Origin of the sequence: Corynebacterium crudilactis (assembly GCF_001643015.1) — a bacterium.
Lineage (GTDB): Bacteria > Actinomycetota > Actinomycetes > Mycobacteriales > Mycobacteriaceae > Corynebacterium > Corynebacterium crudilactis.
Map to the genome: position 1 here is coordinate 468,724 of NZ_CP015622.1, position 26,079 is coordinate 494,802.

Genomic DNA, 26,079 nt, shown 5'->3' on the forward strand with positions numbered 1-26,079 from the left:
GGAATCATTGAACTAATGCGTACATCTATTGCCACAGTGTGTTTGTCTGGAACTCTTGCTGAGAAGCTTCGTGCTGCTGCAGATGCTGGTTTTGATGGTGTAGAAATCTTCGAGCAAGACTTGGTGGTTTCTCCTCATTCCGCAGAGCAGATTCGTCAACGTGCACAAGATTTAGGGCTTACCCTGGATCTGTTCCAACCGTTTCGTGATTTCGAAGGTGTGGAGGAAGAACAATTTCTAAACAACCTGCGCCGTTTAGAAGCGAAATTCCAGCTGATGAACCGACTGGGCATCGAGATGATTTTGCTGTGCTCCAATGTGGGTACGGCAACCATTAATGATGATGATCTTTTCGTAGAACAACTGCGCCGTGCTGGCGACCTCGCAGCACAGTACAACGTTAAAATTGCTTATGAAGCATTGGCGTGGGGCAAGTTCGTAAATGATTTCGAGCATGCACATGCGATTGTGGAAAAGGTAAACCACGAGGCTGTGGGCACCTGCTTGGATACTTTCCATATTCTTTCCCGTGGCTGGGCAACTGATGCTGTAGAAAATATTGCTGCGGAAAAGATCTTCTTTGTGCAGCTTGCTGATGCTCCAAAGCTGAGCATGGACATTTTGTCCTGGTCCCGTCACCACCGCGTTTTTCCTGGTGAAGGCGATTTTGATCTGGTGAAGTTCATGGTTCACCTGGCAAAGAGTGGCTATGATGGCCCGATTTCTTTGGAGATCTTCAACGATTCTTTCCGCAAGGCTGATGTAGGACGCACTGCGATTGATGGTTTGCGTTCACTGCGTTGGCTAGAGGATCAAACCTTGAATGCTCTTAGCGTGGAGGAGCGCCCAAGTGCTTTGCAGCTGCAGGCTCTGCCTGAGGTTGCAGAACCAGACGGAGTGGATTTCTTGGAGATTTCCACCGGCCGTTTAGGGGAGACCATTCGTGTGCTCCACCAATTGGGCTTCCGCCTTGGGGGACATCACTGCAGCAAGCAGGAATACCAGGTCTGGACTCAGGGCGATGTGCGCATTGTGGTGTGCGACCGCGGACCAACAGGTGCCCCAACAACCATTGCTGCCATGGGCTTTGACACCCCAGATCCGGAAGCAGCGCATGCACGTGCAGAACTACTGCGCGCGCGAACCGTAGATCGCCCGCACATCGCAGGTGAAGTTGACCTGAAGGGCGTGTACGCGCCGGACGGTGTGGAGCTGTTTTTCTCGGCCTCGAGCTCCGATGGATTCCCCGAGTGGCTGGTGGAATTCGGCGTCGAAAAGCAGGAAAAGCCGGACATTCCGAGCCTGATCACCGCCATCGACCACGTCAACCTGGCACAGCCATGGCAACATTTTGATGAAGCTGTTTTGTTCTACACCGCCCTGATGGCGTTGGAGACCGTGCGTGAGGATGAATTCCCAAGCCCAATCGGTTTGGTGCGCAACCAAGTGATGCGCTCGCCAAATGATGCGGTGCGTTTGCTGCTCAGCGTGGCTCCAGAAAACGGCGAGCAGGGGGATTTCCTCAACGCCGCGTACCCAGAGCACATTGCGCTGGCAACAGATGACATCGTGACGGTGGCTGCGCGTGCCCGCAAGCGTGGGTTGAACTTCCTGCCAGTTCCGGACAATTATTTCGATGACCTGCAAGCGCGTTTCGATCTGTCCCCAGAATTCCTGGAGACATTGAAGGAAAACAACCTGCTCTATGACCGCGATGAGCACGGTGAATTCCTCCACTTCTACACCCGCACCTTGGGCACATTGTTCTTTGAGGTTGTCGAGCGCCGCGATGGATTTGCCGGCTGGGGCGAAACCAACGCGCCGGTCCGTTTGGCTGCGCAGTATCGTGAGGTACGGGACCTCGAACGAGGAATCCCAAGCTAAATACACTCAACATTAAGGAACTTAAAATGGCTGGAAAAATTCTTCTGCTCAATGGACCGAACCTGAACATGCTCGGCAAGCGTGAGCCAGAAATTTATGGACATGACACCTTGGAAGATGTCGTCGCGCTTGCTGCTGCAGAAGCCGCGAAGCATGGCTTAGAGATCGAAGCGGTGCAGAGCAACCACGAGGGCGTGCTTATCGATGCACTCCACAACGCCCGCGGCACCCACATCGGTTGCGTGATCAACCCTGGCGGATTAACCCACACGTCCGTGGCATTGCTGGACGCTGTGAAGGCATCTGAGTTGCCTACCGTTGAGGTGCATATTTCCAACCCGCATGCTCGCGAAGAGTTCCGCCACCACTCCTACATTTCACTCGCCGCAGTGTCCGTTATCGCAGGTGCAGGCATTCAGGGCTATCGCTTTGCGGTGGATATCCTGGCTAATCTTCACAACTAGAAAGCAACAATATGAACAACAGTATTCTTTTAGGCCTCATCGGCCAGGGCCTTGATCTCTCCCGCACCCCAGCGATGCACGAAGCAGAGGGCCTCGTACAGGGACATGCAACTGTCTACAGGCGCATCGATACACTCGGCGCCCGTGCTTCCGAGCGTGAGCTCAAGACGCTTCTCGACGCCGCCATCTCGGTCGGCTTCAACGGCCTCAACATCACCCACCCGTACAAGCAGGCGGTATTACCACTTCTTGATGAAGTTTCCGAGCAAGCTACCCAATTGGGCGCTGTGAATACTGTGGTCATCGATGCAGAAGGACGCACCACCGGCCACAACACTGATGTCACTGGCTTTGGCCGCGGCATGGAAGAAGGCCTACCAAACGCTGTATTGGATTCCGTTGTTCAGGTTGGTGCAGGTGGAGTGGGAAATGCGGTCGCATATGCACTGGTCACCCACGGTGTGCAGAAACTACAGGTAGCCGATCTGGACACCTCACGTGCACAGGCTCTGGCAGATGTTATCAACAACGCTGTCGGACGCGAAGCTGTGTTCGGCGTGGACGCCCGCGGAATTGAAGATGTTATCGCTGGCGCAAACGGTGTTGTGAACGCAACCCCAATGGGCATGACCGCGCACCCAGGCACCGCCTTTGATATCAGCTGCCTCACCAAGGACCACTGGGTTGGCGATGTTGTCTACATGCCAATCGAAACCGAACTGCTCAAGGCTGCCCGCGAACTCGGTTGCGAAACCTTAGATGGAACCCGCATGGCGATTCACCAGGCAGTCGACGCTTTCCGACTGTTCACCGGCCTCGAGCCAAGCGTGGAGCGTATGCGCGAGACTTTCCTCTCCCTCTAAAGAGCTTCGACGGCTTCCTTTGCCTCTTTTAACCCTGCACCTGTGAGCTCTCGGTGGCGTTTGATCGCCGAGATCTTCTTGCCTTCTTGAAGAAGCGCAAGGACCTCCGGATGCAGGGTTGTTCTTTTCGGAATCAGCGACGCCGGAATAGAAGCTCCTCCGGCCAGCTTCGCGATAATGTCCTGTTGCTGTGCGAGCGCTTGCTCCAATGCCGCAACCCGAACCTTCAGATGGTTAATTTCTGCGCTGTTATTTCCGAACATGGCCCCCACGATAGAGGAAACCAGACTGGGCGACCAAGGACCTACTTTTTCAGCAGTGCTTTGGTCGCCTGGTCTGGCTGTAAATTTTTAAACCAGACCAGGTGACCAAAAGACAGAGTGATGTCCGAGATCTTGGTCGCCTGGTCTGGTCGAACTGAAAAATGGTTCCGAAGCCCTGAAAAAGTGACGCTCCAGAATCGTCTCTAAGCGGCTAAGAGACCACACCTCATACAAACACTTATTCGAAAATTTGACCTCTTAAAATGGCTTCCACGCTCTGGGTATTGAACTACTTCATCTGGGACCAAGAAATGTTTTTCTCGGGGAGTTTTTGGTCTGCTGTGCTAGTTTCCTGGCTTGTCGATTTAATCTGGCGACCAAGAAACAGTCCCGCGGGATCGGTCTTGGTCAAATGTGCGGTACACCAGTGGATTTTCCACGGACAGCCCGATGGTCTCGCCAATCACTGGAATGGAACAGCTGATTGAGGTGCGGAAACTATGGCCAGTGTGGGTTTTCGCAGTAATGGAATAAGAGGTCACTTGGAAAAGCACTGAGGTGATCTCCGCAAAAATATAATCCGGGTGATGCGCAGGACCGATGCTAACCGATTGCGGCGGGATTGCGATGTCTACAGATTCGCCTTCTATAACATCATCAATTGCCTGCACCGCGCCCAAATCCCACGATATCCCCAGATCTGAGCAGACCACTTTTCCGTGCTGGATCGTGCCGGTGAGGACGGTGGCATCGGCGATAAAACGGGCAACATCGGCGGTTGCAGGGGCGGAAAGTAGCTCGGTGGGGGTGGCGATCTGTTGGATGTTGCCACCACCAAGCACCACGATGCGATCCGCGATGGAAATGGCTTCGGCGCGATCGTGGGTCACATGCACAGTGGTAAGGCCTTCGCGGCGGGTCAAGGATACAAGTTCGCGTCGTAAAGCATCGCGCAGCGGCTCATCGAGGGCGGAGAGGGCTTCGTCGAGAAGCAGTACGGTGGGGTCGGCGATGATGGCGCGCGCAAGCGCCACCCGCTGACGTTGACCACCGGAAAGGCTCGCAGGTTTGCGGCTGCCGAACCCCTCAAGCCCCACTAAATCGAGCACGCGCTCAACGCGCTTGCTTATCGACGCCTTCTTCTCACCATTCCGCACGAGGGGATACCCAATATTTTTCGCCACCGACATATGTGGCCACACTGCGTGCTGCTGAAACACCATGCCCATGCGACGCTGCTCTGGTGGCACATGCGTCATGTTGTCGCCACCGATGTGCACACTGCCAGAAGTTGGCTCCACAAACCCCGCGATGGTGCGCAACATCGTGGTCTTACCCGACCCAGACGGACCGATGAGCACCACGAACTCCTCCGACTCAATCGATAAATTAATATTCTGCAATCCAAAAGAGCCGTCGCGGAAACGCACACTTAAATCACGCAATTTAATCGATGACACTTAGTTCTCCTTCTGCCCACGCACCGTGAGCGCAAGCGCCACGATGCCGATGACAGCAAACATCAACGACAACGCCGATGCCTGGTTGTAGTTTCCGGCCTGCTGCAAATTAAACACCTGTACGCCCAACGTGGTGGTGCCCGGCGCGATGAGCAAAATAGATACCGTGAGCTCGCGTACTGCAGTAACTGCCACGAGCATGGCACCTGCGAATGCTGCGGGAATCGCCATTGTTCCGGTGGTATCCATGATGGCTCTTAACCTGCCGGCGCCGCTGATGCGTGCTGCTTCTTCGATTGCTTCTGGTGCTTGGCTGAGCGGCCCGCGAACCGCTTGGACAACTAGTGCGGTAAAAGCGCACACATAAGCACCCAAAATTACCCAAGGCGTGTTGTAAATGCCCGTGTACCTGCCCAAAATGAGCCAACCAACACCGATGATCATTCCCGGAAGAGCAGTGGGGAGCAGCACCGTGAGAGTCAAAGACACATTGGAAAAATGCTGGGTGCGGGTGATTAATATGCCGATGAACCACCCCAATACGCCACAAATGAGGGCAGCTCCCAGGGACAACATGACAGAGTTGTTGAATCCTTCAATAACCCGTGGGTTGCTCAAGGCCGCTGCAAAGTTGTGGAGCGTGATGGTGTCTAGGTTGAAAGGCACACCAGGGGCGGGAAGGAGTGCACGGTAAGCCAAACCGAGTAGAGGAGCAGTCGTAATAATCAACGTGATAACCCAAGTGAACACGCTGACTGGTATCCGGGATGCGTTGAGGTCAAAGCGATGAGACTCCCCGGCATCCTGCAATTTGGAAGCGGCATAAAACGACACCAAATAGTCTGCTGTCACCGCTGCGATTCCGAGAAATAACAAAACAATGCCGATGGTAGAAACCACCTGCAGAGGATTGCTCACCGTGCCGGACTCCATGAAGCGATAAATCATGGTGGCCAAAGTTTCAAAACGCGCAGGTGATCCAAGCAACGCCGGAATACCAAAATCTGCCAGGTTTGCCACAGCGGTGAGCGTAAACGCAGAGAGCAATGCCGGTTTCAACAACGGCACAGTGATGGTGCGTAGCACCGTAAAAGTATCTGCTCCTGCGATGCGTGCTGCCTGTTCTAGATCACCAGGTAGTTGCCGAAGCGCTGCAGAAACAATGATGTACACCGTGGGATAGGAGTGCACAATCAACAAAAATGTCACACCGTCAGCGCCGTAAATATTCCATATTTCCGTGCCGAACATCCTGTTGATGCCCTGATTTTTCCCAAATAACTGCAACCATGCGATGGCCCCGATAAACGGTGGAATAAGCAACGGGGACAATAAAAACAGTCGGAGTACCGTGCGGCTGTAGACATCAGTGCGATCCAGGATCAAAGCCATCAACGTGCCAAAAACAGTGGCACCGAGTGCTGACAACAAAGTGGTGTACGTGGAATTCCACAGTGCCGTGCCCAACCCGGAATCAAGCAGCTCTGGAAGCTGATTGCCGCCCAATGCAAGACTGACCACTAAAGCCAGGGGAGTGATAAACAACCCCGCGACAATTAGCCACACGCCTAATCGCAGAAAAGACAAAGACGTCAGCGCACTTCGTGTGAAATGCTGCGCTGACGTTTTTGAGGGAGTTAAATGCATGAAATTAGTTCATTGCATTTTGGAAGAGCTCAACAGCAGTTGCCTTATCAGCGGTAACAACATCCAGGTCAGGAGTCATCAAAGCGATTTCAGACAAAGCAGGGGTGCCCTCTGGGGTTCCGACATCTTCACGCACTGGCAGGTAAGCCTGCTCTACAGCAATCTTTTGGCCTTCAACAGACAGCAAGAAATTGATATAGCGTTCAGCTGCTTCCTTCTGCTCGGAATCCGCAAATACACCAGCAGGCTCAGTGATATATGGGGAGCCCTCGGATGCATAAATGGTATCGATTGGGGAACCAGCGCTAGCCAGATCACGCACGAGATAATCCACCACCACACCAATGGGGTGGCCACCACCAGCGATTTCCTGAGAAGTTGGGCCATTGGACTGGGCGATCATTGGCTGGTTCTCACCAAGCGCATTGATCCACTCTTCACCCAGTGCAGCATCATTCTTCCACACTGAAGCATTGAAGGCTGCAGCGCCAGAAACAGCAGGATCTGGCATAACTAGCTGGCCAGCATATTTCGGATCTGTCAGTTCAGCCCAAGAAGAAGGCAGCTCAGCCTGATCCACAATCTCCGTGTTGTAAGCAATCACAGTTGGGATGATGCGGGTGCCGACATAGAAGTTATCCTCATCGACAGCTTCCTCAATCACATCGGAAGTGTCCACATCTTTCAGCTCAGCGAGATCGCCTTCTGCCGCATAATTTTCAAAAGTGGGAGCATCCGCAGCCCACAAAACATCAGCCTCAATGGAACCAGAAGCCTTCTCGGCTGCGATACGTGCAGTGAGATCGCCAGTGCCAGCGCGGTACACCTCAACCTCAATATCTGGGTTGATCTCCATAAACGCCTTGTTGATCTCATCGACCTTTTCCTCAGGCTCAGAGGTATAGACAGTGATGGTGACCTTTTCTCCGGAGGCTTCAGCACTGGTGGTTTCAGTGGTATCTTCCGCTGCTGGTTCGGAACAAGCTGCCAACAAAACTGCCGATGCGCCAAATGCGGCAACTGCCATGGCGGTGCGCTTCAAAGACATGAAGAATCAAGCCCTTCTAAAATTTAGGTGTGTTTTATAGGGAAGGAAATAATATCTTTACATGAGAAACAACATTCCGCAGGACTTATGGGATTACTTCGGGTATCTAAAGCTGGGGAGCTTGTGAGGATTCACCATTTTCTCAGCAGATCCAACCGGAAATGGTGAATCGGCACATTCTGACTTCAAGAGCAATGAGATATGCAAAAACAGTAATGCTCTGTGTGGGTCCTCAGGTGACTAAAAAGGCTCATTCCATATAAGTAGGTATCCCACTTAAACTACGCCTTAAAACGGCTTTCTTTATTGGTTGCAGTGGCATCAAAAATGTGGAAAATGAGTGAACCGCCCAACAAAGGGGTGGGTTATGTGGGTAAGGAAAAGTTTTCACTGTGCCATGTGTGGAACATCTAGGTGATTCGGTGGGGAATCTGCCTGAACTGCCCATATGGTGCATTAAAGGTATGGCCCAAGGTGATAAAAGGGGACCTAATTAATGGGTCAAAATTGCCGTTTGGTAGTAGCAGTAAATGAAGCGGTTTTCCAAAACGGGTATGACTCAATTATCGTGTATATACCACACGGTAAACACCTGTTGAGAGGGTGGTCGGTTTTTTCGCCGACGCGGTTTTGGCTGACAGTTCTAAGTGGCTCAAGCGTTCTCTCCAACCAAGGTGCAAATATTGTGCGCCGACCAGTTATGTCCTCATCCGACGCCGGTCAGTGTGCTTCATTGAAATGCTCGTGGACAATCCCGGATCGAGAAAATGATTCGGCTTTTTTCATGGGTCACTGATGGAGTACGTTGGTCGTTTTCGGGACAAGTACTAGAAAAGATATTGATGACTATCGCCCATAAGGCCGAAATGGCTGAAACTACCGGGATCGAAACCAACCAGGTTTCCGAAACCATCGGGGTTGAAACGCTCACGCACGGAAAATTACGTCCTGTTTCGTTGTATGAGGGACAAACGGAAGAGTTACTTCCAGGCAAGGTCATTTTTGTTGGGGCTGGACCCGGTAATCCTGATCTGCTTACTGTGCGTGCTCGTGAAGTTCTGGGCAACGCTGTCCGTGCTATTACGGATGAGCAGGTATTAAAAGGTGTACGCGCATTTGTAGCTACTGAAATTCCTGTGCCGGAGGATAAGCTCCAGGCTGCAGAAGATGAGTATGAGCGCATTTGCATTGAAGCGAAGGAAAACGGTGCACGCCGTAAGCCTGCTCGTCCGGCTCCTCCAACTGCTGCGGAGATTACCGAAGTATCTGAGGCAACTCCTGCGCAGATTGTTGAGCTTGTTCAAGATGCATTGTCTTATGGCGGCGATGTAATTCGTCTTGTCACTGGCAACCCGTTGAGCAGCGATAGCACGTTGGCGGAAATTTCTGCTGTGTCTGAGGCTGGCATGGAGTTCCAGGTTGTGCCGGGTATGTCTTTGCCTGCTACTGTTCCTGCTTTTGCGGGTATCGCTTTGGGTTCTACCTACACCGAGACTGATGTCAATGGTCAAAATATTGATTGGGATCAGTTGGCAACCGCACCTCAGCCTTTGGTACTGCAGGCTCGTGTACAGGATCTTTCCCGTATTGCTGAGTCATTGAAGGCTCGCAATATGCCTGCTGAAACCCCAGTGTCAGTAACTGCTAATGGTACGACTCGTTTGCAGCGCACCTATGACACCACTCTTGGTTTGTTGCATAAGCTTGACGCTGAGCTTGATGGCCCTTTGGTTGTCACTTTGGGCAAGGGGGTGGATGATCGTGCCAAGTATTCTTGGTGGGAGAACCGCTCCTTGTACGGATGGCGTGTGCTGGTGCCTCGCGCTAAGGAGCAAGCTGCTTCTATGTCTGAGCGACTTGCTGGACACGGTGCAATTCCGCAAGAGGTTCCAACGATTTCTGTTGAGCCGCCTCGTAATCCAGCGCAAATGGAACGCGCAATCAAGGGCATTGTGGAAGGCCGCTACCAGTGGGTCGTCCTCACCAGTGTCAATGCTGTGAAGGCAGTGTGGGAAAAGATCACCGAATTCGGCCTTGATTCCCGCTCCTTCGCAGGCGTCCGCATCGCCGCCGTCGGCGAAAAAACTGCCGCTGAGATCCGCGCGCTCGGCATCAAGCCGGAGCTTCTGCCTGCACGAACCAGGCAAAATGCACAAGGGCTTGTCGACGTCTTCCCCGAATATTTCGAAGAACTAGATCCTGTTGGCCGGGTACTCTTGCCGCGCGCAGACATCGCCACCGACGTGCTTGTTGATGGCCTGACCAACCTTGGTTGGGAAGTCGAAGATGTCGTGGCTTATCGCACCGTGCGTGCTGCACCACCAAGCGCAGAAATCCGCGACATGATCAAGACCGGCGGTTTTGATGCCGTGGCCTTTACCTCTTCCTCCACCGTGAAGAACCTGGTGGGCATCGCTGGTAAGCCACATCAGCGCACCATCGTCGCCTGCATTGGCCCTATGACTGCAGCTACTGCTGAAGAACTGGGACTGCGCGTGGATGTCATGCCAGAAATCGCTGAAGTTCCTGAACTAATCGATGCGCTTGCAGAACACGTGGCGGAACTGCGTGCGCAAGGCGAGCTTCCTCCTCCGCGGAAGAAACGCAGGCGTCGAAAAGCGTCTTAAAAGGTTTTTCATTAGGGTGTTATCCATGGACATCCAGCAGCTAGACGCCGAAACAACAGCATGGAAAGACAGCCTCCTGCGCACTGCACAGGAGGCTGGTTTTCATTTTGAACCACCTCAGCTCTTTGAGGATTTTGAGACCATGGTGGAGCAATATCAGCAGGCAGCAGTCACGGACCCAGATATTGATGTCACAGATATTCAACAACTGTGGGGCATCGTGGTGGGGGAGTACCTGCGCGCCAAAATAGGGATGGAATGGGTAATTATCACTGATGATTACGGCACAGACCTGGCAATTCTAGCCACCGCCCCCAATGGCAGCCACGTGTATTCCTGCCCGATCATCGTGGTGGGAAAGCGCTTTTCCCCCGAATATGAGCCCGGCCAATTGGAGTTTTTCTGCAACCAATTCCTGGTGACATCACTGGCGCAGTTGCAGAGAAGCTGAGGGAAAGTGGTCGTGTCGCCCCCTCACCCTATGATTGGACATAAGGACTAAGACATTTTTGAGCAAGCAAAGGCAAGGACTCTCTCATGAACACTTCTTCTGATTATTCTCACGCACTAATCCGCCGCCCACGTCGTTTGCGCAGCAACCCTGCGATGCGCGAGCTAGTGGCAGAAACCGCATTGCGTCCAGCAGATCTCATTTTGCCTATGTTTTTTGCAGACGGTATTACAGAGGCTCGTGAGATTTCTTCTATGCCAGGCGTCTATCAGCACACAGAGGATTCTCTTTTGCGTGCAGCACATGAGGCACTAGATGCTGGTGTGCGTTGCGTTGACCTGTTTGGCGTGCCTGTTGATGCTGATAAAGATGCCAATGGTTCTCAATCCTGGTCAGAAACTGGTGTGCTCAACCGTGCACTGGGATCATTGCGTAAGGAATTCGGCGATGATCTTCTGATTATGGCTGATACCTGCCTGGATGAATTCACCGATCATGGACACTGCGGCGTGGTCACGCAGGATCGTCATGGAAACGCCATCGTAGATAATGATGCAACCTTGCCTTTGTACCAGCAGATGGCAGTGGCTCAAGCTCGTGCGGGTGCACATCTTGTCAGCCCATCCGGCATGATGGATGGCCAAATCGCAGCTATCCGTGCCGCGTTAGATGAGGAAGGCTTCCAGGATGTCGCCATCATGGCGTACTCCGCGAAATATGCTTCCGCGTTCTTTGGGCCGTTCCGTGAAGCTGTGGGTTCCTCCCTCCAGGGCGATCGTCGTACCTATCAGCAGGATCCTGCTAACCTGCGGGAATCTCTTCTCGAGGCAGAGCTGGATATCGCAGAAGGCGCTGATTTCATCATGGTCAAGCCTGCGCTGCCATACCTTGATGTACTGACCCGCATTGCAGATGCCTCACCTGTTCCAGTTGCGGCGTACCAAGTCTCTGGTGAGTACGCGATGATCCAAGCAGCAGGACGTAACGGTTGGATTGACCTTGATGCAGTGATGATGGAATCACTGACCTCCATCAAGCGTGCCGGTGCCAACCAAATTCTCACATACTTTGCTGTTGACGCTGCCCGCGCCCTTTCTCACGCTTAAATAACACTCTGATCAGTAGGACTTCCATGAGCATGCTTCCCAATCTCGCGCCGAAAAAATCCTCGGCCCCAACCTCTTCGCAGCCATCTGCTGGCGACGTAGATAAAAAGGACAAGAAGGAGGACACCGTAAAACTCCTTCTTCAAATGTGGGCCGTCATGATTGGTTTTGAATTAATTCACCAAATCTTGAATGTGGTGATGAGCTTCATGGATCCTACTGCGCTGCGCACAGTCGCTAGAGAACAAGCCGAAGCACAGGGCATGTCCGATGAGATTGTGAATGCAACCGTCGTTGCTGCCATCTTGTTTATGGGCTTTATCAACCTGATTATCATCGCCATTTTGTCCTGGATGGTGATGATAGTGAAGAAGCGTTCCAAGCGTCTACCCACCGCATTCTTGTTGCTCACGATCTTCAGTTTCTTTTTTATCCTGAGGGTCCTCATGCTGTTTTTCGCCTCCCCTGGTGCCAACGATGTTCCAATGGCACTATTTGCTATCGACGGCTGTGTACAGATCTTGGTCGGAGTCAGCGCCGGTGTGGCTTATGCACTATCGCGCACCGATGAGCCAGTACAAATGCTGACTGAATACGCACCAGCCGATATTAAACGCAAGTAAATAACACCTGAGACGACGGAGCTAACACCACAATGCCAAGCATGTTTCCATCACCCGCAACCGGCGGAGACGATATCAACCGGCGTCCTCTCAACGAGGGGGAAACAGATGGAACGTCCATTCCCACTATTTTAAAAGTGGTATTTTGGATGCTTTTCGCCACGGCAGCTTTCATGATTTTCGCAGGTCTTGTGATGTACACGGCAGGGTACACCGGACCTGCAGATGTTGAGGAAAGCTACAAAGACGTTGTGGTAAATAATCAAAAGTTCATCGGTGCCATCAATGGTTTTGCTGGCATTGTGATCGTCGCTTTGACCTCTCAGCTCCCAAAGAGCGGAAAGAATCCGCGCCGTATTTTGCTAGCAATCATTTTGCTCGTGGTACTTACTGATCTGTTGTCATTTGCTACCCGTGCAGGTGGTTTCGCACTTGCACTGATTGCCGTGTTGTTAGCTTTGGAAGCGCTGCTTTTATTCCGTCCTGCCATTAACGATCACATAGAACGCAACCACATGGCACATGTGATGGAATCTAAAAAGTAGGTCTTTTAAGCTGTAGCTTTTTCCACTCATGTGAGCCTTATACTGTGGGGACATTGAATAAGGAATCGTTTTTTAAAACGGTCCACAGAACAACCCAAGAAGGTTTATCGTGAGCGCATCGTCGGAGTCTTCATCGGTGGACAAAGCCGTAGACACCGCTATTACTGACGCCAAAACAGCAGCGTTGCAAGCAGGCATCGGGTTGACTCGACTTATTGAGAGCGACGAAGAGGAAGATGTCAGCTCTGATATTAAAGTCTCTTTAGCCTTTGAGCTGGAAGGGCTAGATAGTGCTCCTTCATTGATAGCTTTGGAAAAAGCTTTAGAAGAGATACCTGGCGTATCAGCCGATCTTATTTACCCTTCTCAAACTGCCTGGATTACCGCCACTGACAGAGTGCATCCGGATACTCTCATTGAGACCTTTGCCGAGTTTGGCATCAGAGCACAGCTGTCCAATTCCTCATTACTGCGTAGACATCAGCAAATAAGCGCTGAAGTGAGCAGGGAAGCTCGCATCGATCGGTATAGATCACGGATGTCAGCCAAACGGATTTCTCCGCGTGTGCGTCGGCACAACCGTGAAGAAATGATTCATGCAGTGCGTGCTCGGGAAAGTGGTTGGATTAAACGCAAACACCACAGCAGCGCACAACAAGAAGATCCAATGTCCGGGGATGTGTTATTTACTGCCCGCGCATTGATCACTCCGATGCGTTTGTGGGTGTCATTGCCTTTTGCTCTCATCGTGTTGGGATTGTCTCTTTATCCAGCAGTGCAATTTGATTATTGGCAGTGGCTGTCTGCGGCGCTTTCTATTCCAGTGGTGGTGTGGGGTGCGTGGCCTTTTCACCGTGCCGCAGCCGGCGGGATTCGTCGTGGAATTTCTGCGCTTGATGCCACAAGTTCGATTGCTATTGCAGCAGCATATTTGTGGTCGATAGCCATGTTGTTATTTGAAAGCCCAGGTAATAAATCCTGGCGTTCCTATCCTTCATGGTTTGCTTTTGATCACGGCACCTTGACGCAGAATGAGATTTATTTTGATGTAGCTTGTGGCATCACGGTGTTGTTGCTGGCCGGAAGGTTGCTCACTAGACGGAGAAGCCAATCTAGTTTGCTGGCGGAGTTGGCGCGTCTGCAGATTAACCCGTTGCGCACTGTGACAGTGGTGCGCAAGCACCGGATGACGCGTGTTGTGGAGGAACTAAATATTCCAGTACAAGAAGTGCGCGTTAATGATGATGTCAAAGTGCCACCGAACACGATGATTCCTGTAGATGGCACTGTTATTGGTGGTGGTTCCAAGATTGCCGCGAGTATTATCATGGGCCAAGACCCACGTGTGGTTAAAGTAAATGACAGAGTTTTCGCCGGCAGCGTCAATATTGATGCAGAGTTAAAAGTCCGCGTGGTTAGGACTGGACACCGCACTCGCATTGCCGCTGTACACCGGTGGGTCAAGGAAGCCACGTTTCGGGAAAACCGCCACAATAGGGCAGCCATTCGTTCTGCAGGAAACTTAGTTCCGATTACTTTTTCCTTAGCAGTGGTAGATTTCTGCCTGTGGGCATTGATCTCTGGAAATATTAACGCGGCATTTACTACTGCCCTGGCAGTATTGGCGTGTGTAGCCCCAGTGGCGTTGGCGTTATCTGCTCCATTGGCCACGAGGAACTCCATCGAAGCAGCAGCTAGGCATGGAGTATTGGTGCGCTCTGGAGAGATCTTCCGCATGCTTGATGACGTGGATACGACAGTATTCAACCGTGGCGGAACCTTGACCGATGGTGAAATGACAGTAGAAACCGTCACCGCCGACAAAGGCGAAGACCCCGAATTAGTGCTGCGCGTAGCCGGCGCATTAGCAATGGAATCACAGCACGCCATTTCAAAAGCACTCGTGAAAGCCTCCCGCGAAGCAAGAGACTCAGGAGCAGGCGGCGACGATGTCCCACACTGGATTGAAGTCGGAAATGTGGAAATCACCGAGGAAGGCTCCTTCCTCGCAACAGTAGAACTGCCAATAATAAAACCAACTGGTGAGAAAGTTATGCGTTCTGTGGAAGCCACACTATGGCGCCCACGATCCATGACGGAAGTCCGGGAACACCTAAGCCCACGCTTGGTAGCAGCAGCCACCTCCGGTGGCGCACCATTAATCGTACGGTGGAAAGGCAAAGATCGTGGTGTCATCACACTCAACGATCACGTCCGCACCGATGCCTCAGATGCCATCCTGGCCATTGAGGAGCAAGGCATCGAAACCATGATGCTATCGCGAGATACCTACCCAGTGGCACGTCGATACGCAGATAGCTTAGGCATCACCCACGTCTTGGCAGGCATCGCGCCGGGCAAGAAATCCCAGGTCGTCCGCGCAGTGCACACCCGTGGTTCCACGGTGGCGATGATTGGTGATGGCTCTGTTCTAGATTGTTTGAAAGTCGCGGATGTAGGAATTTTGATGGGTGTGGATCGCCCCTCTGAACTCCGCGATGATGCCGATGACCCGGCAGCAGATGTCGTGGTGCTACGTGAAGCAGTGATGAGCGTGCCGGTGCTGTTTAGATTGGCAAGGCGTTATGCCAGGTTAGTCAACGGAAATATTGCTCTGGCCTGGATATACAACGGTGTGGCTATGGTGTTCGCCATTTCTGGTTTGTTGCACCCCATGGCCGCAACAGTGGCTATGTTGGCTTCTTCGTTGTTGATTGAATGGCGCTCGGGAAGAGCTCGACGGTTCTAAAGAGCTCTAAAAAGGGCACAAAAGACTCCAAAAACCCCGAAGAGCACGAAAGGAGTTCTAAGGATTCCTCAGAGCAGCCAGCTCTATATCAATCCTTTTATTGATTTAAATTCCTTATTTAGGTGTGGCTTCTTTTTCCAAATTGAGGCAAATGGGGCAAGATTGAGCCCATGACCACATTTAATATTCCAGCTGCACGCCGCACGCTGGTTGATGCTCCTATTCTTGATGCCGCTAATGGCAAGACTCCCACTCGGACCCCGGTGTGGTTTATGCGCCAGGCTGGTAGGTCTTTGCCTGAGTACAAAAAGGTTCGTGAAGGCATCAGCATGTTGGATTCTTGCTTCATGCCGGAGCTTCTTGCAGAGATCACTTTGCAGCCTGTGCGCCGCCATGACGTAGATGCTGCGATTTTGTTCTCTGACATTGTGGTTCCGTTGCGTGCTGCTGGTGTTGGGGTAGAAATCGTTCCAGGACGTGGACCTGTTCTAGATTCTCCTGTGCGTAGCCGCCAGGATGTGGACAACCTTCCAATTTTGGAAGGAAATGTTCCTGAAATCGAAGAGGGCATTCGTATCATTTTGGATGAGCTGTCTGATTCCCAGACTTTGATTGGTTTCGCGGGCGCTCCGTTTACTTTGGCTAGCTACTTGGTTGAGGGTGGTCCTTCGAAGAACCATGAGAAGACCAAAGCAATGATGCATGGTGAGCCACAGACATGGCACGCATTGATGGAGCGTTTGGTTCCAACGATTGTGAATTCTTTAAAGTCTCAGATCAACGCTGGTATTGATGCTATGCAGTTGTTTGATTCTTGGGCTGGTTTCCTCACTGAGCGCGATTACACCGAGTTCGTGTTGCCGTATTCCACTCAGATTTTGGATGAAATTGAGCAGTACCAGCTGCCACGTATTCACTTTGGTGTGGGTACCGGTGAGATTCTTGGTGCGATGAGTAAGGCTGGCTCTGAGATTATGGGCGTGGATTGGCGCGTTCCACTGGATAAGGCTGCGGAACGTATCGCTGCGGTATCTGGTCCGAAGGTATTGCAAGGTAACCTCGATCCTGCGTTATTGTTTGCAGGTCGTGCACCATTGACCAAGGAAATTGAGCGCATCAAGGCAGAGGCTCAAACTGCTATTGATGCAGGTCATGCCACTGGGCATATTTTCAATCTTGGACATGGAGTGCTGCCAAATACGGTGGCGGAAGATATTACTGAAGCCGTTTCCATTATCCATTCTTAAGTTAAGGAAGTTTCATGCGTTTTGCCATCATCGGTGCGGGCCTTGCAGGTCTGACTGCTGCTTATGAGATTCACAAAGCTGACCCCACTGCCCACATCGATGTTTTGGAAGCGGGCGAACGCATTGGCGGAAAGCTATTTACGGTGCCGTTTGCTTCTGGCCCAACAGATATTGGTGCGGAAGCGTTTCTCGCTGCCCGTTTTGATGCAGTGGATTTTTTCACTGAGTTGGGATTGGCGGATTCTTTAGTGAGTCCGTCCACGGAGGCGAAGTCGCAGTATTTCGCTGGTGGCCAGTTGCATGCTTTCCCAGCTGGCGGCGTGATGGGCATTCCTGCAGCAGCACCAGATGCCCCAGAATTCCCAGCAGACGCTCCTTTTGAGTGGATCCCTGGTCAAGATATTTCTGTCGGCGCGTTGGTGCGCCGTCAGTATGGCGATCAGATCGTGGATACCGTGGTGTCTTCTTTGTTGGGAGGCGTGTATTCCTCTACTGCGGATGATTTGGGTCTGCGTGCTTCGGTGCCGGCTTTGGCTGCTGCATTGGATCAGTTGGCTGAAGCTGGTGAGTCTGTGACGTTGTCTGCTGCTGTCAAGGCAGTGGAAGCACAGCGCGCAGCTACCAAGTCAAGCTCGGAAACTCGTCCTGTGTTCCAGACCTTCAAGGGTGGCTATGCGGAACTGTATGAAGCGTTGGCTGAGCAATGCGGTGCAGATATTCACCTGGATAGTTTTGTTTCTGCCATCACGAAATCTGGCGAGGGCTTTGCCATCAAGGGCGGTGGCGAAGGCATCTACGACAAGGTTATTTTGGCGGTTCCGGCACCGACCGCAGCAGTGTTGTTGCGTGATCTCACTCCAGATGCCGCACCTCATTTGCGCGCTATTAAGTTGGCGTCTTCCGCTGTTGTTGGCATGCGTTTTGATTCAGCAGAAGGTTTGCCGGACAACTCCGGTGTGCTCGTTGCTGTCAACGAGCCAGGCATCACGGCGAAGGCGTTTACCTTCTCATCCAAGAAGTGGCCGCACCTGGCGAGCCGCGGAGGTGCGCTTGTACGCGCGTCGTTCGGAAGGTTGGGCGATGAGGCGTCGTCACGCATGGACGAGGATTTGCTTGTCGACGCCGCCCTCGACGATCTGCTCACCATCACCGGTTTCGACGGTCGCGCCGCCGGACTTGGTGAAATCTTTGTGCAGCGCTGGTTCGGTGGGCTCCCTGTATATGGAGTTGATCACATTGCTACCGTCGCCGCGGCTCGTGCAGAGATCGCACGTGTGCCAGGCGTGGAAGCAATTGGCGCATGGGCCGGGGGAGTAGGCGTCCCTGCTGTTATCGCAGATGCCCAGGCAGCAGTACACAGGCTGCTGGGATAACCCTTAAGAAATACCATTGACCTTCCCAATCCAGTCTGAGAGTTTGTAAAGTTCGACTGTCAATGCGCTGGATTGGCTTCACAGATTGAATTAATACAATGACGCACATGACATCGTCCAATACGGCTCGATCCGCAGAGTGGTTTGAAAAGGCACAGAAGCTCACCCCTGGTGGTGTGAATTCCCCTGTTCGCGCTTTCGGTTCAGTGGGTGGACAAGCCCGATTCATTGAAAAGGCTCACGGTTCCACCCTGATCGATGTGGACGGAAATGAATACGTTGATTTGGTGTGCTCCTGGGGTCCTATGCTCATGGGCCATGCACACCCAGCGGTTGTAGAAGCTGTACAAAAGGCCGTTGTTGATGGCCTGTCCTTCGGTGCTCCCACCATCGGTGAGGTTGAGCTGGCACAGGATATTATCAAGCGCACCTCTGTGGAAGAGGTCCGTTTGGTGAACTCTGGAACTGAAGCCACCATGTCGGCGGTTCGTTTGGCGCGTGGATATACGCAGCGTTCCAAGATTTTGAAGTTTGAGGGTTGCTACCACGGCCATGTGGATGCGCTGCTGGCTTCTGCTGGATCCGGTGTGGCTACGTTTGCGCTGCCTGATTCCCCAGGTATTACTGGTGCGCAGACTTCTGACACCATCGTTGTGCCTTATAACGACATCGAAGCTGTACGTAATGCATTTGCGCAGTACCCAGGCCAGATTGCGTGCATCATCGCAGAAGCTGCTGGCGGAAACATGGGTACCGTTGCACCGCTAAATAATTTCAACGATAAGCTCCTGGCGATCGCCCACGCAGATGGCGCGTTGCTGATCCTCGATGAGGTCATGACTGGTTTCCGCACCTCCTACCGTGGCTGGTTCGGTGTGGACAAGGTCACCGCTGACCTGGTCACTTTCGGCAAGGTTGTATCCGGCGGTCTGCCTGCTGCTGCGTTTGGCGGCAAGGCGGAAATCATGAACATGCTGGCCCCACAGGGGCCGGTTTACCAAGCAGGCACGCTGTCCGGCAACCCGGTTGCGGTCGCAGCTGGTCGGGCATCGCTAAAGCTTGCCGACGAATCCCTCTACGACACCATCAACGCCAACGCAGATCGCCTCCATGCGTTGATCTCTGAAGCATTAAGCCACGAAGGCGTTGCACACCATATTCAGCGTGCATCCAACATGCTCTCTATTCGTTTTGCAGAGGGCGAAGGCCACAACTTCAGCGATATGAAGGCAGCAGATACCTTCCGCTTCGCGCCGTTTTTCCATGCGTTGCTAGACAACGGCATTTATGCGCCACCAAGCGTTTTTGAAACCTGGTTTGTTTCTTCCGCATTGACGGACGATGATTTTTCCAAGATCGAACAAGCACTTAAACCTGCAGCACGCGCAGCAGCAGAAGCGAAGGCATCATGACACAAACCATTGTCCACCTAGTTCGCCACGGTGAAGTCCACAATCCGGAAAAAATCCTGTACGGACGTATTCCTGGTTACCAACTCTCTTCCCGTGGACGCAGCCAGGCTGCCCGCACCGCAGCGTCTTTTGAAGGCCATGATGTCACCTATATCGCGGCCTCTCCATTGCAGCGTGTGCAGGAAACCTCGGAACCTTTTCTCAAGGTCACTGGCCTAGAGCTAATCACCGATGAGGATCTTTTAGAGGCCGGCAACCGCTTTGAAGGTCTGCGCACCAAGGGTCTGCGTTCCCAGTTGTGGAACCCGGTGCGGTGGCCATTGATGTACAACCCCACGCTGCCAAGCTGGGGCGAGCATTACACCGACATCTTGGAACGCGTGATGGCAGCAGTCGAGCGTGCACGAGTGGCTGCAGAAGGCCACGAAGCAATTTTGGTGACTCACCAGTTGCCGATTGTGTGCGTACAACGCCATGCTCGCGGACAAAGCCTGTCCCATAACCCAGCACTGCGTCAATGCGATCTCGCCTCAGTGACATCTTTGGTATTCCAAGATGACCAAATTGTGGGCGTCCACTACAACGAACCAGCTCAGGAGATTTGATCAACCGTGCGTTTGACCAAGCTAGCAGCAACAATCGGCTGCGTTACACTCAGTGGATTTGCGCTAGTGGCCTGCGGCAGCGACAGTACCGCTGGTACTGATGCTGTCGCAGTCGGAGGAACCTTCCAATTTCACTCTCCGGATGGAAAAATGGAGATCTTCTACGACGAGGCCGATCGTCAACAGCTCCCCAATATTGGTGGAGATTCCCTCATGAATGAGGGCACAGAGATTCAACTGTCCGATTTTGAGAACCAAGTTGTGGTGCTCAATGCCTGGGGTCAGTGGTGTGCACCATGTCGTTCCGAATCAGATGATCTTCAAGTAATCCATGAAGAACTCCAAGCTGCCGGTAACGGCGAGACCCCTGGCGGTACTGTGCTTGGCGTGAACGTCCGTGACTATTCACGCGAGATCGCCCAAGACTTTGTCACAGACAATGGCCTTGATTACCCAAGCATTTATGATCCTCCTTTCATGACTGCAGCACAGCTTGGTGGTGTTCCAGCATCGGTCATTCCAACCACCATCGTGCTGGATAAACAGCACCGACCAGCTGCTGTGTTCTTGCGCGAAGTTACTTCTAAAGACATTTTGGATGTCGCGTTGCCATTGGTAGATGAGGCCTAAATGTCTGAGTTTGTGGTTGCCCAAAGCATCGGCCAGCAATTTGCCGATGTCGCAGCCTCTGGTCCATTGTTCTTAGGCATTCTTGCCGCAGCTCTTGCAGGCTTGGTGTCTTTTGCCAGCCCATGCGTGGTGCCTTTGGTTCCGGGCTATATTTCCTACCTCGCCGGCGTTGTCGGTGGGGAAGTGGAGTACAGCCAACAAGGTGCCAAAGTAAAAACCAAGCGTTTTGCAGTGGGCGCTGCAGCATTGATGTTTATTTTGGGCTTTACTGTGGTGTTCGTGCTGGCTACCGTCAGCGTGTTCGGCGCCATCAGCCTGCTCACACTCAATGCAGATACGCTTATGCGCGTTGGCGGTGTGGTGACCATTCTCATGGGCATTGTGTTTATGGGATTCATCCCCGGATTACAGCGCGATACCCGCATGGCTCCTAAACGCTGGACCACTTGGTTGGGTGCACCACTTCTCGGTGGCATTTTCGCCTTGGGATGGACGCCTTGTCTAGGACCCACACTGGCTGCCATTATTTCTATTTCCGCAGGTACCGAAGGCATGACTGCTGCTCGCGGAGTGATTTTGATTATTGGTTATTGCTTAGGTTTGGGCCTGCCCTTTTTGTTGATTGCGCTTGGGTCAAGCAAAGCCCTAACCGGCGCGGACTGGTTGCGTAAGCATTCGCGGAAGCTACAAATCATCGGCGGTGTGCTTTTGATCTTGGTCGGAGTAGCGTTGCTCTCTGGCTCTTGGGCGATTTTTATCAACTGGGTGCGCCAATGGACCGTGGAATACGGCGCAACACTGCTTTAGACAATTTTTTAGAATTTACGTAGGAAGAGAATCGGCACGACAATGCTCAAAACCGTCAAGCTGTACGCAAAGAAAGCGTGGCACTGGCTCACCAGTATGCGCACAGCACTGGCCTTGCTGTTTTTGTTGGCGATCGCAGCGATTCCAGGCGCGTTGCTGCCGCAGCGTTCCCTCAATGAGTCCAACGTTATTGAATACATTGAAAACAATGGCAAATTAGCGGAATTCTACGACAAGATTCAGCTGTTTGATGTCTTCTCCTCCACGTGGTTCACCGCCATTTATATGCTGCTGCTGATCTCTTTGGTTGGCTGTATTTTGCCTCGTACCTTGGAGCACTACAAAGCAATGCGCGCACCTGTGGTGCGGGCGCCGAGGAACTTGGCACGCCTGAGCCACAACGGCGAGGGGATCGTCGAAAAGCGTGAAGAAGAAGTAGAAAAAGACGTCCGGAAACTCCTCAAAGGCTGGAAAATCACGGAGTATTCCGCGAAGGAAGACCGTGCAGGCGTACGGTCATTTTCGGCGGAAAAAGGCTACATCCGCGAGTTTTTCAACCTGGTGTTTCACCTCGGTATCGTGGGCATGATTGTCACGGCTGGACTTGGTCGACTGTTTTATTATGAAGGCCACGTCATCGTGGTGACTGACGGCGAACAAAATGAACAGAACTCTGTTTTTTGTAATACCGCCACAGCCAACTATGACTCTTTCCGCGCCGGCGCCAACTTTGATGGCACAGGCTTGACCACCTTCTGCTTCGAAGCGCATGATTTTTCCGCGGACTATTTGCCTAATGGTCAGGCAGAAATGTTCCGCTCTAATATTTCCTATGCTATGGGCGAGGATATTCAAAACGACCCAGAAACTTGGGAAGACTACGAACTCCGCGTGAACCACCCGCTGCGTATTGAAGGCGACCGCGTCTACCTGCAGGGCCACGGCTTTGCTCCAACCTTTACGGTGAATTGGCCCAATGGTGAATCCCGTACCCAGACCGTGCAGTGGCGCCCTGATGATCCGACCTTCTTCCTATCCTCCGGTGTGGTGCGTTTTGATCCACCAGCAGGCATGTATCCGGATCTGTTTGAGCGTCGCCAAAACCAGCTCGCAATTCAGGGGCTTTTCGCACCAACTGCGCAGTGGGAGGGCGAGAACGGTGAGCTTCTCACCTCTGCTTATCCAGCGATGCGCGACCCAGCAGTAGCTATTGATATCTACCGCGGCGACAACGGTTTGGATACCGGCATCGGCCAGTCCCTGTTCAGCTTGGACTCCTCCTTGATGCACAGTGGCGTGCTGCAAAAGATTGAGCGCGTGAACCTGGAAATCGGAGATACCGTGACCCTCGATGATGGCACCACCGTCACCTTCGATGGTGCATCCGAATTTGCCAACTACCAGATCAGCCGCGATCCAACTCAGAACTGGGTGCTGGTCACCACCGTCATCTCCCTGGTCTCCTTAGTTGGCTCCCTGATGATTCGACGCCGCCGCATTTGGGTGCGCCTCTACCCACAGGATGATGGCACCACCCGAATTGAAACCGGTGGTCTGGCACGCACCGACCGCGCTGGCTGGGGCGGCGAATACGAGAAATTCCACCGCCAGCTGCTGGGGCTGAAGGAGGAAGATGAAGACGAAGAATATTTCGATGATGACGATCGAGACTAAACCCGCAGTTTAAAAGGCTCCTTATCCCCACAAGGAGCCTGATATCCCCACAATTGAGCACTTCTAAAGAATAAGGTTGGATAAATCCATGATGCCCGTCAACCAAACGTATGCGCAGTTTTCAGACACTGCCTTCGTATCGGCATATATTATCTACGTTCTGGCACTGATCCTGTCGCTTGTCTACTACGTAAAACAACAAGGCATTATCGACGCCCGCCGCGAGCATGCCCGCGTTAACGAGCTCGTCGGTGCTGGAGGTAGCACTGAGCTGCCCTCAGATTTTGCTGATGGTGTGCTTCCGGATGACACCTTAATCCAGCGTGAAAGCTCCGCCCGCAAACTCGCCAACATGACTCAATCCCTCATGTGGCTTGGCGTTACCGTGCACCTGGTTTCTGTGGTGATGCGTGCGCTCTCTGCCAGCCGTTTCCCATTTGGCAACCTTTATGAATACATCTTGATGGTCTCCCTCTTCGCGATAATCGGTGCAGTGCTCATCCTGCAGCGACCACAGTTCCGCGTCATATGGCCATGGATTCTTACCCCAATGCTTGCGCTGCTGTTCTACGGTGGCACTGAACTTTATTCTGATTCCGCACCTGTTGTTCCTGCACTGCAGTCTTTCTGGTTCCCAATCCACGTCTCTTCAGTATCGATCGGCGCATCCATCGGTATGGTCTCCGGTATTGCATCCCTGCTGTACTTGCTGCGCATGTGGCATCCAAAGGGTAAAGAAAAGGGCTTCTTCGGTGCAGTGGCAAAACCACTCCCATCCGGAAAAACCCTGGATAACCTTGCCTACAAGACCGCAATCTGGACCGTGCCACTCTTTGGTTTGGGCATTATCTTGGGCGCAATTTGGGCCGAAGCAGCATGGGGTCGTTTCTGGGGTTGGGACCCTAAAGAAACCGTTTCTTTCATCACCTGGGTTCTCTACGCTGGTTACCTCCACGCACGTGCGACCGCTGGTTGGCGCAATACCAACGCAGCCTGGATTAACATCTTGGCGCTGATCACCATGATCTTTAACCTCTTCTTCATCAACATGGTGGTCTCTGGTCTGCACTCTTATGCGGGACTGAACTAACAGCTGGTTATGGGATTTTAGTGTGTGATTACTACCAGCTTTGGTTTGTGATTTCCCCCTAATTTCCCCTATCTCCGAGGACTCCATCGACTATTCGCTTTGCGAGGTCGGAGTCCTGAGAGAGATAGTCTGCACTCTTATGCGGGACTGAACTAACGGCGATTTAAGCGCTCAGATTCCTTGAATGAGTGTTTGTCTGGGGGACAAGCACTCAGTGCCTGAGAATCGATTTTGAGAGGGCACTTTTTAGGCCCTGTTTTAGTACCGCCAAACGACAGTGCCCACGGAGCAAGATTTCTTGTTCCGTGGGCACTGTCGTTTGGTTTTCCGTGCTTGAAACCGGTCACATATGCCCACGAAGCTTGTTTTGAGGGCCCGTGGGCACTGTCGTTTGGTTTTGGTAGAGGGCGGCCCTTGGACTGCTTGTAGCAGCATAAAACTGTGCATGTGTGGGGGAAAGATTCCAACTTTTCATGCCCAAAATCTAGCGGCAATACCTAAGTGGTCCTAAAAATTAGAGTCATGCACATTGGGTATTAAGGAATGCGGAAAAGGTGTTGGACGTGCATTAAAGATGCTCTGTAACGTGATCCATATCGCAATCAGAAAGCCCTTTTAATCACATCACTTTCCATCGAGGAGATCTGCATCATGACCACATCGGAACTTCGGCCTCCTGCTGAACTCAGAGGACAAACGAGTACTGGATCCACACCTATGCCTAAGAAACCACTCATCCCACGAAATACGCTCGTAACAGCTATCAAAGCAGTAATTGGTATTGCAGGACTTTTTGTCATTTGGGAACTCATTGTCCTGATTACCAATCCGCCGCGCTTCCTCTTGGTTGGCCCAAGCGCTGCTTTTGCGGAACTTTTCAACCGTCCAGGATATTTTGCCTCTAATGCATGGGTGACTCTGCAGGAAGCACTCGCCGGATTTGTTCTGGGCACAGCACTTGGTGTGCTTTGCGGAGCTGCTCTTCATTATTTCCCAGCGGTACGTACTTTCCTGTATCCAGCACTTGTGGCAATCGATACGATTCCAAAGGTAGCGCTGGCTCCACTGTTTATTGTGTGGTTCGGATTCGGTTTCGAATCCAAGGTTTTCGTTGCCATGGCAATTGCCTTCTTCCCGCTGGTTATCAATACTTTTGACGGACTGTCCTCAGTTCCGCATGAGCTGAAAGAACTCGCTCGCATTAACCGGGCGAACACCTGGCAGCGACTCACCAAAATTGAGTTCATTTACGCTGTGCCATCCATTTTCTCTGGCATGAAGATCTCCATTTCACTCGCAGTCGGCGGTGCTGTGGTCGGTGAGTTTATTTCAGGCTCTAAGGGCCTTGGATATGTCATTCTGCTGGCTAATAGCCAGGTTGATCTGGCAAGCATGTTCGCAGCCTTCATCGTGCTGGCGTCTATTTCTCTCACACTGTTTTACGCAGTTGATCTCGCGGCTAAGCGACTTGTGCCGTGGAAAACCTACGCAAAATAATCCACCATTTTCAC

General features: G+C 52.3%; 22 protein-coding genes. 18 read left to right on the top strand and 4 right to left on the bottom strand.

Going from position 1 to position 26,079, the window contains the following annotated elements; translation table 11 throughout:
* Positions 1 to 15: 15 nt before the first annotated feature.
* Genes ccrud_RS02200 through ccrud_RS02210 form a run of 3 tightly spaced genes read left to right on the top strand, consistent with a single transcriptional unit; the run spans position 16 to position 3,211 of the window.
* Positions 16 to 1,884, top strand: coding sequence for a bifunctional sugar phosphate isomerase/epimerase/4-hydroxyphenylpyruvate dioxygenase family protein (locus ccrud_RS02200; RefSeq protein WP_066564244.1), 1,869 nt, complete (start codon positions 16 to 18; stop codon positions 1,882 to 1,884).
* Positions 1,885 to 1,910: 26 nt separating this feature from the next.
* Positions 1,911 to 2,348: a type II 3-dehydroquinate dehydratase gene (aroQ, locus tag ccrud_RS02205; RefSeq protein ID WP_066564246.1), complete on the top strand. Its 438-nt coding sequence runs from the start codon at positions 1,911 to 1,913 to the stop codon at positions 2,346 to 2,348.
* Positions 2,349 to 2,359: 11 nt separating this feature from the next.
* Complete coding sequence (locus tag ccrud_RS02210) at positions 2,360 to 3,211, top strand: quinate/shikimate dehydrogenase (NAD+) (protein ID WP_066564249.1); 852 nt, start codon at positions 2,360 to 2,362, stop codon at positions 3,209 to 3,211.
* Here the strand turns inward: ccrud_RS02210 and ccrud_RS02215 are convergent.
* The 4 genes from ccrud_RS02215 to ccrud_RS02230 all read right to left on the bottom strand — a co-directional run bounded on the left by ccrud_RS02215 (position 3,208) and on the right by ccrud_RS02230 (position 7,629).
* A complete protein-coding gene (locus ccrud_RS02215) occupies positions 3,208 to 3,474 on the bottom strand; it encodes a ribosomal protein L7/L12 (protein ID WP_066569413.1) in 267 nt (88 codons plus the stop codon). The two genes, ccrud_RS02210 and ccrud_RS02215, sit on opposite strands and share 4 nt — an antisense overlap.
* A gap of 365 nt (positions 3,475 to 3,839) precedes the next feature.
* Entirely contained in the window at positions 3,840 to 4,934 is a 1,095-nt protein-coding gene (locus tag ccrud_RS02220) for an ABC transporter ATP-binding protein (RefSeq protein ID WP_066564253.1), read from the bottom strand.
* On the bottom strand, positions 4,935 to 6,581 hold the full coding sequence (locus tag ccrud_RS02225; protein WP_066564256.1) for an ABC transporter permease: 1,647 nt from the start codon (positions 6,579 to 6,581) through the stop codon (positions 4,935 to 4,937). It lies immediately after the preceding gene.
* Positions 6,582 to 6,585: 4 nt separating this feature from the next.
* Positions 6,586 to 7,629 carry an ABC transporter substrate-binding protein gene (locus ccrud_RS02230; protein ID WP_066564258.1) on the bottom strand — a complete coding sequence of 348 codons (1,044 nt, stop codon included), beginning with the start codon at positions 7,627 to 7,629 and terminating at the stop codon, positions 6,586 to 6,588.
* Positions 7,630 to 8,471: 842 nt separating this feature from the next.
* Here ccrud_RS02230 and ccrud_RS02235 point away from each other — a divergent pair.
* From ccrud_RS02235 to ccrud_RS02305, 15 genes are all read left to right on the top strand, one after another.
* The gene (locus ccrud_RS02235) at positions 8,472 to 10,256 is read left to right on the top strand and encodes a bifunctional uroporphyrinogen-III C-methyltransferase/uroporphyrinogen-III synthase (RefSeq protein WP_066564260.1); all 1,785 of its coding nucleotides are present in this window, start codon (positions 8,472 to 8,474) and stop codon (positions 10,254 to 10,256) included.
* Between the two features lie 25 nt (positions 10,257 to 10,281).
* Positions 10,282 to 10,707, top strand: a complete 426-nt coding sequence (locus tag ccrud_RS02240; protein WP_066564262.1) for a DUF3806 domain-containing protein — start codon at positions 10,282 to 10,284, stop codon at positions 10,705 to 10,707.
* An 86-nt stretch (positions 10,708 to 10,793) separates the two neighbouring features.
* Positions 10,794 to 11,813: a porphobilinogen synthase gene (gene hemB / locus ccrud_RS02245; RefSeq protein ID WP_066564265.1), complete on the top strand. Its 1,020-nt coding sequence runs from the start codon at positions 10,794 to 10,796 to the stop codon at positions 11,811 to 11,813.
* Between the two features lie 32 nt (positions 11,814 to 11,845).
* Positions 11,846 to 12,436, top strand: a complete 591-nt coding sequence (locus ccrud_RS02250; RefSeq protein WP_245670352.1) for a hypothetical protein — start codon at positions 11,846 to 11,848, stop codon at positions 12,434 to 12,436.
* Positions 12,437 to 12,477: 41 nt separating this feature from the next.
* Positions 12,478 to 12,981 carry a hypothetical protein gene (locus tag ccrud_RS02255; protein WP_245670353.1) on the top strand — a complete coding sequence of 168 codons (504 nt, stop codon included), beginning with the start codon at positions 12,478 to 12,480 and terminating at the stop codon, positions 12,979 to 12,981.
* 109 nt (positions 12,982 to 13,090) lie between these two features.
* Entirely contained in the window at positions 13,091 to 15,730 is a 2,640-nt protein-coding gene (locus ccrud_RS02260; protein ID WP_066564281.1) for a heavy metal translocating P-type ATPase, read from the top strand.
* 170 nt (positions 15,731 to 15,900) lie between these two features.
* On the top strand, positions 15,901 to 16,977 hold the full coding sequence (gene hemE, locus ccrud_RS02265; RefSeq protein WP_066564287.1) for a uroporphyrinogen decarboxylase: 1,077 nt from the start codon (positions 15,901 to 15,903) through the stop codon (positions 16,975 to 16,977).
* A gap of 14 nt (positions 16,978 to 16,991) precedes the next feature.
* Entirely contained in the window at positions 16,992 to 18,350 is a 1,359-nt protein-coding gene (locus ccrud_RS02270) for a protoporphyrinogen oxidase (RefSeq protein ID WP_066564290.1), read from the top strand.
* 98 nt (positions 18,351 to 18,448) lie between these two features.
* The gene (gene hemL, locus ccrud_RS02275; RefSeq protein ID WP_066564292.1) at positions 18,449 to 19,762 is read left to right on the top strand and encodes a glutamate-1-semialdehyde 2,1-aminomutase; all 1,314 of its coding nucleotides are present in this window, start codon (positions 18,449 to 18,451) and stop codon (positions 19,760 to 19,762) included.
* Complete coding sequence (locus ccrud_RS02280; protein WP_066564294.1) at positions 19,759 to 20,367, top strand: histidine phosphatase family protein; 609 nt, start codon at positions 19,759 to 19,761, stop codon at positions 20,365 to 20,367. Before hemL ends, ccrud_RS02280 begins: the two co-directional genes overlap by 4 nt.
* 6 nt (positions 20,368 to 20,373) lie before the next feature.
* Positions 20,374 to 20,997, top strand: coding sequence for a TlpA family protein disulfide reductase (locus tag ccrud_RS02285; protein WP_066564296.1), 624 nt, complete (start codon positions 20,374 to 20,376; stop codon positions 20,995 to 20,997).
* Positions 20,998 to 21,804, top strand: coding sequence for a cytochrome c biogenesis CcdA family protein (locus ccrud_RS02290; protein WP_066564297.1), 807 nt, complete (start codon positions 20,998 to 21,000; stop codon positions 21,802 to 21,804).
* A gap of 42 nt (positions 21,805 to 21,846) precedes the next feature.
* Complete coding sequence (locus ccrud_RS02295) at positions 21,847 to 23,478, top strand: cytochrome c biogenesis protein ResB (protein WP_066564300.1); 1,632 nt, start codon at positions 21,847 to 21,849, stop codon at positions 23,476 to 23,478.
* A gap of 91 nt (positions 23,479 to 23,569) precedes the next feature.
* The gene (gene ccsB, locus ccrud_RS02300; protein WP_066569416.1) at positions 23,570 to 24,568 is read left to right on the top strand and encodes a c-type cytochrome biogenesis protein CcsB; all 999 of its coding nucleotides are present in this window, start codon (positions 23,570 to 23,572) and stop codon (positions 24,566 to 24,568) included.
* Between the two features lie 651 nt (positions 24,569 to 25,219).
* Positions 25,220 to 26,065 carry an ABC transporter permease gene (locus tag ccrud_RS02305; RefSeq protein WP_066564303.1) on the top strand — a complete coding sequence of 282 codons (846 nt, stop codon included), beginning with the start codon at positions 25,220 to 25,222 and terminating at the stop codon, positions 26,063 to 26,065.
* The last annotated feature ends 14 nt before the right edge of the window (positions 26,066 to 26,079 follow it).

Excerpts from the sequence above, each read along its gene's own strand:
- ccrud_RS02200 (WP_066564244.1), top strand. The coding sequence starts at position 16 with ATGCGTACATCTATTGCCACAGTGTGTTTGTCTGGAACTCTTGCTGAG.
- aroQ (WP_066564246.1), top strand. The coding sequence starts at position 1,911 with ATGGCTGGAAAAATTCTTCTGCTCAATGGACCGAACCTGAACATGCTC.
- ccrud_RS02210 (WP_066564249.1), top strand. The coding sequence starts at position 2,360 with ATGAACAACAGTATTCTTTTAGGCCTCATCGGCCAGGGCCTTGATCTC.
- ccrud_RS02215 (WP_066569413.1), bottom strand. The coding sequence starts at position 3,474 with ATGTTCGGAAATAACAGCGCAGAAATTAACCATCTGAAGGTTCGGGTT.
- ccrud_RS02225 (WP_066564256.1), bottom strand. The coding sequence starts at position 6,581 with ATGCATTTAACTCCCTCAAAAACGTCAGCGCAGCATTTCACACGAAGT.
- ccrud_RS02230 (WP_066564258.1), bottom strand. The coding sequence starts at position 7,629 with ATGTCTTTGAAGCGCACCGCCATGGCAGTTGCCGCATTTGGCGCATCG.
- ccrud_RS02235 (WP_066564260.1), top strand. The coding sequence starts at position 8,472 with ATGACTATCGCCCATAAGGCCGAAATGGCTGAAACTACCGGGATCGAA.
- ccrud_RS02240 (WP_066564262.1), top strand. The coding sequence starts at position 10,282 with ATGGACATCCAGCAGCTAGACGCCGAAACAACAGCATGGAAAGACAGC.
- hemB (WP_066564265.1), top strand. The coding sequence starts at position 10,794 with ATGAACACTTCTTCTGATTATTCTCACGCACTAATCCGCCGCCCACGT.
- ccrud_RS02250 (WP_245670352.1), top strand. The coding sequence starts at position 11,846 with ATGCTTCCCAATCTCGCGCCGAAAAAATCCTCGGCCCCAACCTCTTCG.
- ccrud_RS02255 (WP_245670353.1), top strand. The coding sequence starts at position 12,478 with ATGTTTCCATCACCCGCAACCGGCGGAGACGATATCAACCGGCGTCCT.
- hemE (WP_066564287.1), top strand. The coding sequence starts at position 15,901 with ATGACCACATTTAATATTCCAGCTGCACGCCGCACGCTGGTTGATGCT.
- ccrud_RS02270 (WP_066564290.1), top strand. The coding sequence starts at position 16,992 with ATGCGTTTTGCCATCATCGGTGCGGGCCTTGCAGGTCTGACTGCTGCT.
- hemL (WP_066564292.1), top strand. The coding sequence starts at position 18,449 with ATGACGCACATGACATCGTCCAATACGGCTCGATCCGCAGAGTGGTTT.
- ccrud_RS02280 (WP_066564294.1), top strand. The coding sequence starts at position 19,759 with ATGACACAAACCATTGTCCACCTAGTTCGCCACGGTGAAGTCCACAAT.
- ccrud_RS02290 (WP_066564297.1), top strand. The coding sequence starts at position 20,998 with ATGTCTGAGTTTGTGGTTGCCCAAAGCATCGGCCAGCAATTTGCCGAT.
- ccrud_RS02295 (WP_066564300.1), top strand. The coding sequence starts at position 21,847 with ATGCTCAAAACCGTCAAGCTGTACGCAAAGAAAGCGTGGCACTGGCTC.
- ccsB (WP_066569416.1), top strand. The coding sequence starts at position 23,570 with ATGCCCGTCAACCAAACGTATGCGCAGTTTTCAGACACTGCCTTCGTA.
- ccrud_RS02305 (WP_066564303.1), top strand. The coding sequence starts at position 25,220 with ATGACCACATCGGAACTTCGGCCTCCTGCTGAACTCAGAGGACAAACG.